Origin of the sequence: Chitinophaga sp. Ak27, from assembly GCF_012726295.1 — a bacterium.
In the GTDB taxonomy this organism is placed as follows: domain Bacteria; phylum Bacteroidota; class Bacteroidia; order Chitinophagales; family Chitinophagaceae; genus Chitinophaga.
Genome location: NZ_JABAOB010000003.1, coordinates 560803 through 576236, shown reverse-complemented (window position 1 = coordinate 576236; position 15434 = coordinate 560803). Strand labels below are relative to the sequence as shown.

Sequence of the window (15434 nt, the reverse complement as noted above, 5' to 3'; positions counted from 1 at the left end):
TAAGCTCTTCCTTCCAAGTGTAGCGGAAGGAAGAGAATATTATTGAATACTCACCTGCAAAGGTTGTTTGATCTTCTGTGAAAATGCCTCCAGGTAGCCGAACCAGGCATCCGCCGAGGCAATCCGGCCTCCCTTACTCCAGGCCGCCCCGAAATAATATACATACGGCTGCTGATTACCAGCTGTACCAGGACTCAACAGGTGTATATTATCTGCCTTCATACCAGGTACTTCGCGGGCAAATACACAACCCGTACCAATAGTACCATCTTCGCCATGCACCGGCTCCCAGTAACCCATCACGCCATTTTTTTCATCCAGCAGCATAGCACCCGGATCTTTACGCTTCACCAATCCGGTTACCACCGGGAGCTCATTTCCTTTGAAATGATACTGTATAGACATTTTATTGAGCTGCGAACCCGCATCCAGCGAAATTGTTTTGGTAACAATAACGGGTATACCACCAGCCTGCCAGCTGTCGTAAGTCAGCGCAAACGTAGTACGCAACGGCCCATTGTCCAGCGATTTCCATTGACGGTAATTCTTTGGATAATAGATGGTATCCTTGCCGGCAGGCGCGGTATCGCCAGCTCCCAACGTCAGGCCCACACTGAAATAATCCAGTCCCTGACCATTGTCGTGATGATAATTATCCAGTTTATACCAGGTATCTATCACCATATCCGTAGTCCGCTTCGCCCATACATCAATACCATAGGCCATTTCCTTCGGCACCTGTTCCAAAGCTTTTCCGTACATACGATAAGCCATCCGGTCATTCTCCCAGGCATAGTCATCTTTACGCTCCGGTACATAACGGCCATAGGTGGCTGTTTTCACCGGCGCAGGAGTACCCTTTTCCAAACGGGCATATACGTGCGATGCCGCCGGTGCGGTTACCTGCAACAACAACTGCTTAGCCGTTTTGCCCCCTTCATAGGTCAGCTGGTAAGGAACTTCTTGTCCGCTTAACGCATCCACTACCTTAAAAGGCGACTGCAAAGACTTTCCTGCCTTAGCTGCCAGCAAAGCATAGGGGATCTCTACCAGATCTCCTTCCCGGTTAATACCCGTGTTATTGGAGATGGTTAGCGCAACAGGATTTTTCTTCAAATCATATTTAATCAACTCTGACCCTGCTAACAGGAATGCACCAATGCCATATACCTCGGTATCATCTGCGGTGGCCTTTCCCGGAGCAGCGCCTATTTCCTGTACAAAACCCAGTTTACCATTGGGATGTACACAACCCACCAATCCCTGCCATCCTTTCTGTATCACCGGCATAAATTCTTTCTCCGGCAGTAACCCGTTATTCACACCCCACATCAACGCATATACGTAAAATCCAGTGCCGCTCGTTTCTTTGGCAGGGTAGTTAGCCGGATCCAGTAAACTCGCATGCCAGGTGCCATCTGCAGTTTGTAATGCAGCTATCCGATAAGCCATTTGCTTGTACAACTCCTGGAAACGCGCTTTGCCGGCATATCCTGCAGGCATATTATCCAGCATGCGTACCAGGCCGCCCATTACCCATCCGTTACCGCGGCTCCAATACACATTAGTACCATTCTTTTCTTTCTTACCTATATAGCTGCCATCACGGTAATACAAACTATCCTGCTTATTGTATAAAAAATCGGTCGTCTTCCACCATAGCTTATCGGCAGTTTCCAGATAACGGGGATCGCCGGTGGCGGTTGACAAATAAGCCAGTGCGGGCGGACCCATAAACAAGGCATCACACCAGGCCCATTCGCGGTGATGAATGCCATTCTTCCATTCGAGCGACTCGGTATGTGGTTGCGCTACAATGCTGTCGGCCAGCTTACGGAAGCGGTCTATCATCACTGGGTCTTTATATACGCTGTACAACTGCGCATACAACTGACCTACGCAATATTCATCTGCGAAAAAGCGATCAGGCCCCGTATTCCATTCGTTGTCCCTTCCTACCTGTAGCAAGCGGTCTATAAAAAATGAACGGCCGGTTACCTGTGCCAGCGACATCATACCTGCATACATAGCACCGTTGGTCCAGTCGGTAGGCGCATGATTCCAGCCACGCTCTGTAATGTAACGCCATTGCCAGGAGGCTACTTTCTCCATCTGTGCTCTTACAGCAGGCGCTGTAAACACATCTTCGAATACCGTGGCATGCCTTGCTGTAGCCAGACCGGCAGCATATACCGGTAGGCCGGCCGGCAGGAGAGACAAGCCCAGCAGGCTCCCTGCGATAATTGTTTTCATCATGATAACAGCTATTATCAGTTAACGTAAATCCGTGATCTTGCAATGATCCATATCACCGTAATCCAGGTTTTCACCAGCCATTCCCCAGATAAAGGTATAGTTGCTGGTGCCCGCACCAGCATGTACTGACCAGGGAGGTGAAATCACTGCCTGTTCATTTTGCATCCAGATATGGCGGGTTTCCTGTGGCTGTCCCATAAAGTGACAAACCGACTGTCCTTCCGGTACTTCAAAGTAAAAATATACTTCCATTCTCCGGTCGTGCGTATGTGCCGGCATGGTATTCCATACGCTGCCAGGTTGCAGCTCTGTCATTCCCATTTGCAGCTGGCAGGTTTCCAGTACACTGTTCACCAATAGTTTGTTGATAGTACGATGATTGGAAGTTTCCAATGTGCCTAGCGTTACCACTTCCCCCTCTTTCTTAGATACTTTGCGGGTAGGATACGTATGATGTGCCGGGGTAGAGTTCAGGTAAAATTTAGCCGGATGCTGTGCATTCCTGCTCTGGAAAACAATGTCTTTACTTCCCTTCCCGATATAGAGCGCTTCTTTAAATGCCAGCTCATATCTTACACCGTCTACTGTTACGATGCCATCGCCGCCAACATTGATCATACCCAGCTCTCTTCTTTCCAGGAAATAGCTGGCTTTCAGGAGATCGACGGTTTCCAGTGTTATCGCACCATTCACGGGCATAACGCCGCCAAACAGGTAGCGGTCATAATGTGTATGCGTCCAGTGAATATGATCTGCTTCAAAAAGTTTCTCCATTAAAAAAGCCTGTCTCAGCTGTGCGGTATCCATGTGCTTCACTTCTGTGGGGCTGCTGGCGTACCTGGATGCTAACGTGGTGCTCATATAGTGTTCAATGTTTTATAATACCTGATACTAATAGTTGACGTGGTAATCTTTCTTTATCTTCTTTCCTGACCATACTTTTTGCGCCGTCCATTCTGCAGCAGGATCGGTCCAGAAAGGATCTGTGGCAGGCAACCCCAATGCCAGGAAGCCATTGGTGCAGATATACAAACTACCGGTGGAAGTATATACGTCCGCTACTTCCGGCTGATGTCCGCAAATGCCCAGCTGTAACCATCCCTGTTTATCGAAGGTGCCTTCCATTTCGAAAATATTTTTCATAATGGCGGTCATGGCACAACGTACCTGTGCAGGTGTAACACCTTCGGGCAATTGGTGCTGAAGCGCCAGCTGTACCAGCGGCTGAAAGGCAGCCGTGCGGTAGGTCATTGACCTTCCCAATGCAGGGTAAGTGCCATCCGGCGCAATCATGCGCTCCTGTAGTTCGGCATAGCGCTGCATGCGTTTGATACCCTGTTCTAAATCGGCCTTCGCCCACTGTCCTTTATCTACCAATACTTTCAGCATATCTGTAAACATAGGATGTATTACATAGCCGTTATAGTAGTCCAGTGAAAACTGCGGCCCATCGCTGTAAAAGCCGTCCCCTGCATACCATTCCTGTATTTTCCTGGTGGCTACCATGGTGCGCATTGGCTCCCATTCTTCACTGATCGACAACAGGAAAGCCTCCACCATACCGGCAAACAATAACCAGTTATTATAAGCCGGACGGATACGTCTCAGCTCTTTCAGTTCTTTCACTACATTAGCTTTGGTAGCATTATCCAGGGGTTGCCACAGCGCTTCCGGCGCCCGCATAAAAGTCTGGCACAGGTAAGCAGCATCCACTAGTGGCTGGCCTTCTGAGCGAAAGTTAAGATAGTCAGGAGAAGAGGGATTCACGGCGTTCACAATGCCCTGTAATACCTGCCCACGTACTTCCTGCCGCAGTTTGCCCTCCGCTGTAGTATCGTCGGGCAATGCCAGCCAGGGCGCCAGGCCTGATATACAACGGGCAAATGCCTCGAGATAAGTCACTTTCTCTACTGCCAATCCATATCCCGGGCCTTTCTCCAAAGGCATGTTTTTCTTTAACGTGCCTCTACTCATATTTTCTACTACCGGCCGAGCAATGCGATGTAATAAATTTACCTGGTACTGCCGGTCAGGCATGGCAGCTCCCATAACGGAAGCGCTACGCGCATTCATGGCAGAGGCCAGTACGCCGGCCGGCGCGATAGCCCCGGCTAATCCAGCCAGCGGCGCTATTTTGATAAAGTTTCTGCGTTCCAATGTAGAATTACTTTGACGTGGTTAATGTGACTCTTTCGCGGATATACAGCTGTAACAGCACTAATGTAATGCAAACGTTTGCAATATTCAAGCTTTTTCATAAAAAAACCGGAAATCCACTAGGACCGGCGCATTACAAAACTAACGCTGTGCTGCCCCGATAAAGCCTGTTTACGTGCCTTTAAACTGATACGGGTAACATGATCCCCCCATACCGGCGACAACCTCCCATCGGTAACTTCCTGCCTTTCTGTGATCACCTCGAATAATGCGGGATCATAAGTCATCTCCAGGTTAGCTGTACTCCCCTGTAGAACTACCTTACCCGGCGTATGAGTGTCTGCTGGCAGGCAAGTCATAAAGTGCAATAAGAACGGTTCTTTCCAGGCGGTCAACTGGTAAGCCTCTTCCAGCAGCAACGATTGCTTCGCCGGATTAAAAGTAAAAGTGCGTTTCCACGACTGTATCATAGCCGTTTCAGGATAAGCTGCACCAATATCCATGCTAAGCTTATTATTGCCGTAATGTACATCCTTTGCCCCAAACCGGCGCCCATCGTGCTGCTGCACGCCGTTTACAGTAGGACAGTTATGCCATTGCGATTGCATAAACCATAGTTGATAACGGTCTGCGCTAAACGTTTGTTTCGTATATGTACCCACCCCTACATCTATCAACGCCGGCGCGCCATCCATATACAACACAAAATTGCCCACGTCATTATGGTTATGGCTCTCTGCATTATGGCCGCCCTGTGCCGCAAAGAACAGGCCTTTGGCTGTACCTTGTTTCGAGCGGAGCGATAATACCTGTAAATCAGGTAACCAGTTTTCGGTGGTATAAGGTGCTGCTGGCTGTACTCCCCTCAGCTGATCCCTTAATGCCATGTTATAAAGAAAGAAAGCCAGCGACGGCGCTTTTATCTTCGTGGTATCCGGATTGTCCAACGCCGCCAGGTAAGCTGCAAAACTTTTCAGAGAGAGATCACCAAAAGCTTTTCCATATAGATACACGGTGTGCGGCGGAGGAATAGTGCTGGCAGAAGCATCTGCAAAATTCACAAACCGGCTACTGTCAACATGCATCTTATAAATATAGGCGCCTATGCGATGAATCAGCTCATTACTTCTCCAGTTTAGCATACCCCCCGAAGCATCTGTTAGCCAGGTAGTAAACTCTGCCAACTTGCCACCGGCATGTCCCCAATAGGTAGGCCCTTCATCGCACCCTCCATCTTCCGGATAGCCATTGAGAAAATTATCGGCGCTGTGAATCGCCTTTTCAATTACTTGATTACGTATGTCCGTTTCATTTATACTCAGTAAGGCAGTTTGTAAAACGTTCGTATTAATCCAGATATTCCAGTTATTCACCGTCTGGCCTTTGAAGCCCATCCACCAGAAATCAGTGCGCTGCAGGTAAGGCGCTACAATACGGTGCTGTAGCTCATACGTGATCCGCTTGTTCACAATGGGGGAAAATTTGTCCAGCTGGTCATGCAGTAAGAATTGCGCCCAGCTAAGGGTGGCGGATGTTTCACCGGCAAACAAATCCACCACAGGCTCCGTGGGATCCGGTAAATCGGTACCAGCCTTTTGGGCGCCCACATGCGCTGGCAATACCCAGGTGCTCTCTTCCAGGATAACCCATAAACCATTTACAATCTGCGGTATATACTTGCCATTGCCCCCTGCCAGCTCTCCTGCTACCAGGGCTGTCAATACCTTACGTCGTTCAAATTGCGCATTCTCAAAGTTGACCCGGTTACCATTATCCCGGTACTGCAGGTATAGCGTAGCCGGCAAAGCAGGCCAGTTAAAAGACATGGCTTTATCAGCTTCCTTTAACAGGTTTGCCTTTACAGACACCGGCAAATTGTTCATTTTCCCGACAAGGCCCTGCAAACATTGCGCTCTCCATCCGGCGATATTCCTGAAAACAGTCTCCCCACCTTCCCGCTGATATTCGTTGTACAGGTAGTTCCGTTCTTTCGCCTGTTCCTGTGCTATTGCAGCAGTAAACATCCCGGAACTCACCGCAAGCATTAATGCACCAACAATATTTTTAATGTACATAGGACATTTATTTTCAGAAAGATAACAAAATGAGCAAAAAGGCAAAAGCACAAAGCTGAAAGCTATTGAAGCGAATAATGCAGGCGGATAGCTTATTATGAAATACTCGCTTCAATTATTCGCTTCAATAGCTTTCAGCTTTATGCTTTTAGCTTCCAGCTCTACTTAACATAGTTCGGGTTTTGTACCAGGTTGCTATTCAAATCAATCTCCACCTGTGGAATAGGCCATAAATTAAAGGCATCTACAAAATTAATCTTGTCAATCTGCTGACCGGCAATATTAGTCACCACCAGGCCATTCATCAGCTGTGTAGCAATGCCCCAGCGGCGAATATCCGAATAGTAGGTTCCTTCCATGGCAAATTCTATCATCCTTTCATGACGGATAATATCCCGCATCTCTTCTTTCGATTTACCGGCAGGAATAGGCGGCATATCTACACCTTTACGGGCCCTTACCCGGTTAACAGCAGTGTACACGGTAGCATCCGGGCCAGCTGTTTCGTTTTCTGCTTCTGCCAGCATCAGCAATACATCGGCATAACGGAAGATAATAAAGTTCAGTGGTGAATCACCCGCGCCAAAGCCATCTACTTCCAATACGTATTTCCGGGTAAGATAACCGGTAAAAGTAGCCGCATTATCCAGTCTCAGGTTGGCGTAAGGAATATTTTTCCAGGTAGATCCAGGTCTTACTACGGTATAGTCTAAACGTGGATCACGGTTATTGTACGGGTTGGCAGGATCATAACCGGAAGTGGGATCTGTAATCATCTTACCATTCTTCATCTCATAATTATTCACCAGGTTCACAGAAGGATACACGTTGCTCCAGCCACTGGAAAAGGAGCTTCGGGTAGATAAACGCTTATCCAGTAAGCTACCCTGCCCTAATCCCGGCGCCAGGTATTGTATGTCAAAAATCACTTCCACGTTATTTTCCGCACTGGTAGAAATAAACATACTTCTATAGTCGGAGTATAAATCGTATCCCAACCCACCAATGGTTTTACAGGTGGCGGCAGCATCTGTATACTGCTTCGCTAGCAACTGTGCCTTGGCTTTCAAGGTGAGCGCGGCGCCCTGGGTAGCATGACCTACCAGCGATGCCGGGTAGCTTACCGGCAGTGAATCGGCTGCTGCACCTGCTTCCTTGATGATAAATGCCAACAGGTTGGCTCTCGTTTCTTTGGCAGGCAATGGCGCTCCCAATGCCAGCGTTTTGGTGATCAGCGGTACATCACCATAAAAATCTGTCAGTTGATAATAATACAATGCCCTTAAAAAAGTAGCTTCTGCTATCAAACGGTGATTAACTGAAGTACTCATGTTACTGATACCTGGCAGTTTTTCCAGCGCCAGGTTAGCCCGGAAAACACCGTTGTACAACGCTTTGAATTTATTCACTACTGCGCTGGTAAATGGATTCATATTCCCCTTTGTAATAGGCCCCATACCAGTGCCCCCATCATCCCAGATATAAGCAGATGGTGTTAATCCGTCGTTGTATACATACAACCCAAAAATATCATTGTTCTGAAGATCGTTGTAAATGGCGCTCACACCTGCATTCGCGTCTTTCTCTGTTTTCCAGAAATTTGCATCAGATACTTTATCAGAAGGAGTAGTATTCAGGAAATCTTTTTTGCAGGCACCCAGTGCTAATAAACTGCATGCGCATATTGCGGTTAATATCTTGTTCATTACTTACCCTTTAAATAGTTAGAAGATCACGTTTACACCACCTGTTATCACCCGCACGTTAGGATACTGTATGCCCGGCTGCGTATAATCGCTTACTTCCGGATCCAGCCCTTTGAACTTAGTCCAGGTAAATGCGTTCTGTGCATTCACATATACACGGATGCTGGAAATAGTGCTGGTAAACATTTTCTTTGGCAGGGTATAGGATAACTGGATATTCTTCAGTCGCACGAAAGAAGCATGCTGTACCCAGAAAGTATTCGCCTGCGTGTTGTCTGTATTGGCGGCAGCGGTCAACCGCGGTATATTGGTGTTAGGATTGTCTGGTGTCCACGCGTTCAGGAAGTCGGCATTAATTTCGCGGCCGGCACGGATACCGGTGGTATACCAGTTATCCTGGTAATAACGGTTTACGCCACCCACACCCTGGAATAACAGCGCCAGGTCAAATCCTTTGTAACCCGCATTCAGGTTGAGGCCATAGTACCATTTAGGAATGGTGTTACCCATGTTGATACGATCATTACCGTCTACTATCTGATCTCCGGTCATGTCCACAAATTTCAGGTCGCCAGGTTTATTTGATCCGGCGGTACGTTGTTTAGCCCAGGCTTTTACTTCATCGTCGTTCTGGAAAATGCCCGCTGTCTGCAATCCGTACAGGGTACCGATAGACCAGCCTTCTTTCAGTACAGAAGCGCCTCCGAGCGTACCAATGGCATTGCCCTGGTATTTAACCACTTTGTTATTGATGTTGCTGACATTACCGGATATGCCATAGCTGAAATCGCCGGCTTTGTTGTTGTAACCTAAGGTCAGCTCCCACCCTTTGTTATCCACAATACCTACGTTCTGGAAAGGAGCCGTAAGGCCGCCATACAGCGACGACAGGTTCAAACGTACCAGGATATCGGAAGTACGGCGATTAAATACATCGAAAGTGAGGTTGAAATGGTCGTTAAACAGGTTAGCGTCTAACCCCAGGTTGGAGGTTGTTGTTTTCTCCCACGTGATGTTGGGATTGGCCATCACCAAAGGCGCCAGGCCAGCAGAGATGGTACCGCCGTAGTTATAGTTTACGCCGGCAGAATATAGGCTCATAAAGGCATTCAGCGGAATCCGGTCGTTACCCAGTTTTCCCCAGGAAGCACGCAGCTTTAAATTATTCACCCACCCTGGTATCGCATCCTTGATAAAAGGCTCTTCTATCAGGCGCCAGGCAGCAGAGAAGGAAGGATAAACGCCGTATTGCAGGCCGGAGCGGAATTTAGAAGATCCGTCTCTACGGAGATTGGCTTCCAGCAGGTATTTACCTTTATAGTCGTAGTTGATACGTCCGAAATAGGAAACAATTTTATAAATATCGGAAGTACCTCCTACTTTCGGTTGTTCCAGTCCGGCGCCCAGTTCCCAGGTATTGTTGGTAGGAAAATTCTGTATGCTACCGGTAAAGAGTGTGCCCCTGATAGATTCTGTACTCATCCCTGCCAGCACATTGATATGATGATCTGCTCCAAAGTTCTTGTTGTAGTTCAGTGTAGCGAAGTAGGTCAGATGCAGATTGGTACTATCCAGTTGTGCCAGGGTAGCCGGTTGCTGATCCAGCTGTTGTGCCACTACGTTCTTCTGAAAGTTCCACCTGTTCTGGATAGCGCCGGCTAAGGCATAGCTTTTCTGGCCCATATTAAAATAATCGCCTGCTCCATTTACCTGTAATTTCAGGCCATCGATGATGTTCCATTCCCCCCATACTTTGGCAAATGCGCGCTGCTGGCGGTTGGGGCGGGACCAGGTTTCTATGTATTGCAGGGGATTATCCAGCTGCCCGTTTTCATCGTCGGTATTACGGCCACCATAGCGGGTACCGCTGGCATCCACCACTTTGGGCGTCATACCGGGCGTAGTGCTGCCCGCAAGCGACAGTATGCTGCCTACATCCTGTGGTTCGCGACGTTCTTTCCAGGTTAAGGCGATATTGGCGCCTACTTTAATTTTTTTGCTGATCTCCTGGTCTGCATTCAGGCGCATCATATACCTGTCCTGGCTGGTATTTTTGACGATACCGTCATTACGCAGGTAGTCGAGCGACATATAATAGCTATTCTTTTCAGAGCCGCCGGATACTGATACCGTATGACCTGTCAGTTTTCCCTGTCCAAAAAGTACGTCCATCCAGTCGGTGTTGGGATACAGGGTTCTGTCGGTGGCATTTTTCCAGGCATCAATAGTAGCCTGTTTAAAAGGCGGGGTATTGCTTGGATTATCGGCTGTGGCAACGCGGTTCATGAGTTGCATATAGGTGGCATAGTCACTGACCACATTAAACAGCCTGGTGGCTTTCTGTACCCCATAGTAGCCATTGTAGGATACCGTTGCTTTGCCCTTCCTTCCTTTTTTGGTAGTAATGAGCACTACGCCGTTCGCTGCACGGGAACCGTAAATTGCGGCTGCGGAGGCATCTTTCAGTACCGAAATGCTTTCCACATCGGCCATGTTTACATCGCTCATGCTGCTTTCAATACCATCTACCAGGATAAAGGGATCTGCATTATTCAGCGTGCCTACGCCCCTGATACGGATGGTAGCATTTTCACGGCCCGGCTGTCCGGATGCCTGCGATACGCTTACACCGGGCGCCATACCACTGAGCGCGGTGCTCAGATCAGTTACCGGGCGGCTTTGCATGGTTTTATCAAAATTTACGCTGGTAACAGCGCCGGAGAGGTTTATCTTCTTTTGTACACCATATCCTACGACTACGGTTTCATTGAGACTGGTGGCGCTGGATTCCAGCTTTACTTTCAGATCTGTTTGATTGTTAACAGCTATTTCCTTTTTATTATACCCTACGAAGCTGAATACCAGGGTATCTTTTTCTGCAACATTGAGGTGAAAGGAGCCGTCGGGCCCTGTTACCGTACCGGTGCCGCTGTGCTTAATTCCCACGGTTACGCCGGGAACGGTAGCGCCTTGTTCATCTCTGACAATTCCTTTGATTGATTTTTTTTCCTGGGCATTGGCTGTCTGAAGTACACATATTCCCCATATGCATAGCGATGCCCCTAGCAGTTTTTTCATAAACGTGTTTTTATGTAAACGTTTGCATTAAAATGAATGAGACTACAAAATTTTGTTCACCTGATTGTTCACTGATCCTGCATGTTTCTATAAAATGGAACTAAAGTTAGATTTGGCTTTAAAAAAAATATAAACACCTGTTTGTAAACTACTTACGAAGCTATAAACACCGTTTTCTCTCGTTAATTTGCTCTATTGGACGGCCTGTTGAAATCAAAAATATCGAATTATTTTAAAATTACAAACGTTTGCATAAATATTTTCTTCCGGCAGCGGATAAGTTTATCCCGAACGGGGTTAAATGGATGATAGCCGTTTAACATTTTATAATCCTTTCCTAACATGCCACCAACCGCCCTTTCAGCTGTTTCGGCAAATAGTCAAAATCTCATCAAGGATTAATATTTTAGTATCACCAGCCGGAGCACATATTTACTACTTTAGCTGTTATGAACACTTATTTACAAATTCATCCGAGTGACAACGTGCTGGTAGCTCTTCAGGATATACCGGCTGGAACCAACATTTCATTCAACGGGCACGACATTCAAACGCAGCAAAATATTTCCGCCAAACATAAATTTCTCATAGAAGACATACAGGCAGGTGATCCTATCATCATGTATGGTGTACTGGTAGGTAAGGCCAATAAAACCATTTTGCAGGGAGAAAGCATCACCACCGAAAACGTGGTACATGATGCGAACGCTTTCCATGAAAAAGACAGTTCCCTGGAATGGCAGGCGCCTGATGTAACCAAATGGAAAGACCGCAGCTTTATGGGCTACCACCGTAACGATGGACAGGTAGGCACCCGTAACTACTGGCTGGTTATTCCGCTTGTTTTCTGTGAAAACAGGAATGTAAGCGTTATTAAAACTGCCTTCGAAAAAGGACTGGGCTTCGCTCCCGCAGAAGTATACAATGAACAGGTAACCGACCTCGTAAACCTATACAAAAGCGGCAACCTGGATGCAGTGAAAAACTATGAAGCGGGAACACTAACGGAAACGTATAAACGCAATCCGGTATTTCCTAATATAGACGGTATTAAATTCCTTACCCACGAAGGTGGCTGCGGCGGTACGCGCCAGGACTCTGACGCGCTCTGCGCGCTGCTGGCAGGCTATATCCACCACTCCAACGTGGCAGGCGCCACCATCCTGAGCCTGGGTTGCCAGCACGCACAAGTGTCAATTTTACAGGAATCCCTGAAAAAGCTGAATCCGAATTTCAATAAACCGGTACTGGTATATGAGCAACAGAAGAGCCCTTCTGAATTTGCAATGTTGTCGGCCGCTATCAAAGATACATTCCTGGCACTGGTAGAAGCCAACAAACAAACCCGCCAGCCTGCGCCTCTTTCCAAACTGGTAATAGGCCTGGAATGCGGCGGATCTGATGGTTTTTCCGGCATCTCTGCCAACCCTGCGGTGGGACATACCTCTGATTTGATCGTGGCCCTGGGCGGTACTTCTATTCTGTCTGAATTCCCCGAACTTTGTGGCGTGGAACAGGAGCTGATCAACCGTTGCCAAAACGATGCTACTTCTGATAAGTTTATCCGCATTATGCGGGCGTATGAAAACCAGGCCCAATCTGTAGGTTCTGGCTTTTATATGAACCCTTCCCCGGGAAATATCAAAGATGGTCTTATTACCGATGCGATCAAATCTGCCGGAGCAGCTAAGAAAGGCGGTACTTCCCCGGTAACAGATGTACTCGATTATACAGAATACGTTACCAAACCAGGACTCAACCTCCTTTGCACTCCCGGCAACGATGTGGAATCTACTTCCGCAGAGGTTGGATCCGGCGCCAACGTGGTACTGTTTACCACCGGCCTGGGTACCCCTACCGGCAACCCTATTTCCCCGGTAGTGAAACTGGCCACCAATACCAAACTGGCTACCCGTATGAAAGATATCATCGATATCAATACTGGTACTATCATTAGTGGTGAACAAAGCATCGCTGAAATGGGTGAGGATATCCTGGAATTTGTAATCCGCACCGCCAGCGGCGAAGTGCATACCAAAGCAGAACAACTGCACCAGGATGACTTTATTCCATGGAAAAGAGGCGTTTCTCTCTAAACAAAACAAAAACTAATCATAATAAAAACGTCCGCGCAGCTGCACGGACGTTTTTTGTTTTAGTAGTTGTGTTATAAAAAGTTATTAATCCAGTTTTACCTGCTCCATTTTCGGTGCAAACAGGTGCATTACTCCCCAGGCCAACAGGTAAGCCACACCGCACATGGTAAATAGAATATTATAGCCGATACCAATATTTCCGATCACCTTATAATGATCCAACATAGTACCAATGACTATGGGAAACAAAGTACCTCCAATAGATCCCGCCATACCACCAATACCTACCACAGAGCTCACTGCCCGCTTGGGAAACATATCAGATGCCGTAGTAAAAATAGTGGCAGACCAAGCCTGATGCGCAGCTGTAGCCAGGCTGATTAATGCAATGGCGAGCCATAAACTGTTGGTATACTGTATCAGCATAATAGGCACTACGCAAAGCGCAAAAATCAACATAGACACTTTACGCGCCCTGAACACCGGCCAACCGGATTTAATCAGGTGGGAAGACAACCAGCCCCCGCCAATACTACCGAAACTGGTGATAGAGTAGATGATGATAATTGGTAATCCAAGATTGGTTTTCATATCTACATGGAAGATAGACTCCAGGTATCCCGGCAACCAGAAAAGGAAAAACCACCATACCGGGTCGGTAAGCAGCTTGCCGAATACAAATGCCCAGGTTTGCCGGATGCCCAGCAAACGGCCCCATTTAACCGGCTTAGGCTTTTCTACTTCTACTTCCTGGTCGGAGTGAATATGGTCGAATTCTGCCTTGGATAACTTTTTATGACGACTGGGCACTTCATAGTAAAACCACCATAGTACCAGCCAGATGAAACCAATGGCGCCGGTCCATACAAATGCGCTTCTCCAGCCATGATTCCTGGCCAGCCAGTATACCATCACCGGACCTACCACCGCCGCAATATTAGATCCAGAATTAAAAATGCCTGTCGCCAATGCACGCTCCTTCTTGGGAAACCACTCGGCCGTAGCTTTAATGGCCGCAGGGAAATTGCCTGCCTCACTTACGCCCAATATCGATCTTACGAAGCCAAAACCCAGCGTGGTGCGTACTAACCCATGTGCCATGGCAGATAAACTCCATACCACAATAGAAACGCTGTATCCCAACTTGGAACCGATCTTGTCTACCAATGCACCAAAAAAAAGCAACCCGATAGAATAGGCTGCAGAAAACACCATGACCAGGTTACTGAAATCCTTTTCCGTCCAGTTAAACTCTGACGATAAATCGGTTTTTAATAACCCCAGTACCTGCCTGTCTATATAATTGATGGTGGTAGCTACGAATAACAGCGCACACACCCGCCAGCGATACTTACCTAAAGTTGTGGAATTCATTGTTGATGGAATTTATAAAGTGCTTAAGTTACTTCATAGCACGGAGAATTGCAAACGTTTGCATAATTTTCTCTTTCAGCCCCTGCCAGTCCATGTTTTCAATGAGGGTTTTCGACAACAGGTTAGACCCCATACCTACGCATACCACGCCCGCATCAAACCAGGCGTCCATGCTTACCTGTGTAGGTTCTACGCCACCGGTAGGCATAAATTTCAGGTTCGGGAACAATGGCATAATAGCTCTTACATATCCCGGTCCCAGCACATTGCCCGGAAATAACTTCACGAGCTGCGCTCCATTTTTTTCTGCAACACTTATTTCGGTAGGCGTCATACAACCCGGTATCCACACAATATTTGCGTTTTTGCACCAGGCGGCTGTTTCCGGGTCTGTTACCGGGCATACGATAAAGTCGGCGCCCAGCGCCGCATACGCCGCAGCATCCGTGGCTTGCTTAATAGTACCGATCCCCAGGTATAAATCAGGCATAGTGGCTTGCTTGCGGTCGCGCAGGATCTCAAAGTTCTTACGGGCATTCGCTCCCCGGCTGGTAAACTCAAATACGCGCAAACCTCCATCATAACAGGCTTGCAATACTTCCAGGCAAATGTCTGCATCATCGTGGTAGAAAACAGGAATAATCCCGCTTTGCTCAAACGCAGCAATAATTACGTCAGGACTCGGTGCCATA

Annotated in this window: 9 protein-coding genes; 1 reads left to right on the top strand and 8 read right to left on the bottom strand. The window is 47.6% G+C overall.

Going from position 1 to position 15434, the window contains the following annotated elements:
- Positions 1 to 39: 39 nt before the first annotated feature.
- The 6 genes from HGH90_RS13805 to HGH90_RS13780 form a co-directional block, all read right to left on the bottom strand.
- On the bottom strand, positions 40 to 2256 hold the full coding sequence (locus tag HGH90_RS13805) for a glycoside hydrolase family 88 protein (RefSeq protein ID WP_169191330.1): 2217 nt from the start codon (positions 2254 to 2256) through the stop codon (positions 40 to 42).
- Positions 2257 to 2274: 18 nt separating this feature from the next.
- Complete coding sequence (gene kduI / locus HGH90_RS13800; protein ID WP_168761984.1) at positions 2275 to 3117, bottom strand: 5-dehydro-4-deoxy-D-glucuronate isomerase; 843 nt, start codon at positions 3115 to 3117, stop codon at positions 2275 to 2277.
- Between the two features lie 30 nt (positions 3118 to 3147).
- Positions 3148 to 4413 carry a DUF2264 domain-containing protein gene (locus tag HGH90_RS13795; protein ID WP_168761983.1) on the bottom strand — a complete coding sequence of 422 codons (1266 nt, stop codon included), beginning with the start codon at positions 4411 to 4413 and terminating at the stop codon, positions 3148 to 3150.
- Between the two features lie 119 nt (positions 4414 to 4532).
- Complete coding sequence (locus tag HGH90_RS13790; RefSeq protein ID WP_169191329.1) at positions 4533 to 6488, bottom strand: heparinase II/III family protein; 1956 nt, start codon at positions 6486 to 6488, stop codon at positions 4533 to 4535.
- Positions 6489 to 6649: 161 nt separating this feature from the next.
- The gene (locus HGH90_RS13785; protein ID WP_169191328.1) at positions 6650 to 8194 is read right to left on the bottom strand and encodes a RagB/SusD family nutrient uptake outer membrane protein; all 1545 of its coding nucleotides are present in this window, start codon (positions 8192 to 8194) and stop codon (positions 6650 to 6652) included.
- Positions 8195 to 8212: 18 nt separating this feature from the next.
- The gene (locus HGH90_RS13780; RefSeq protein WP_169191327.1) at positions 8213 to 11272 is read right to left on the bottom strand and encodes a SusC/RagA family TonB-linked outer membrane protein; all 3060 of its coding nucleotides are present in this window, start codon (positions 11270 to 11272) and stop codon (positions 8213 to 8215) included.
- 449 nt (positions 11273 to 11721) lie between these two features.
- On the opposite strand from HGH90_RS13780, the gene HGH90_RS13775 reads away from it, so the two are divergent.
- Positions 11722 to 13368: a UxaA family hydrolase gene (locus tag HGH90_RS13775; protein ID WP_168761979.1), complete on the top strand. Its 1647-nt coding sequence runs from the start codon at positions 11722 to 11724 to the stop codon at positions 13366 to 13368.
- An 84-nt stretch (positions 13369 to 13452) separates the two neighbouring features.
- Here HGH90_RS13775 and HGH90_RS13770 read toward each other — a convergent pair whose 3' ends face one another.
- Positions 13453 to 14742 carry an MFS transporter gene (locus tag HGH90_RS13770; RefSeq protein ID WP_168761978.1) on the bottom strand — a complete coding sequence of 430 codons (1290 nt, stop codon included), beginning with the start codon at positions 14740 to 14742 and terminating at the stop codon, positions 13453 to 13455.
- Positions 14743 to 14770: 28 nt separating this feature from the next.
- Positions 14771 to 15433, bottom strand: coding sequence for a bifunctional 4-hydroxy-2-oxoglutarate aldolase/2-dehydro-3-deoxy-phosphogluconate aldolase (locus HGH90_RS13765; RefSeq protein ID WP_168761977.1), 663 nt, complete (start codon positions 15431 to 15433; stop codon positions 14771 to 14773).
- Position 15434: the final 1 nt, after the last annotated feature.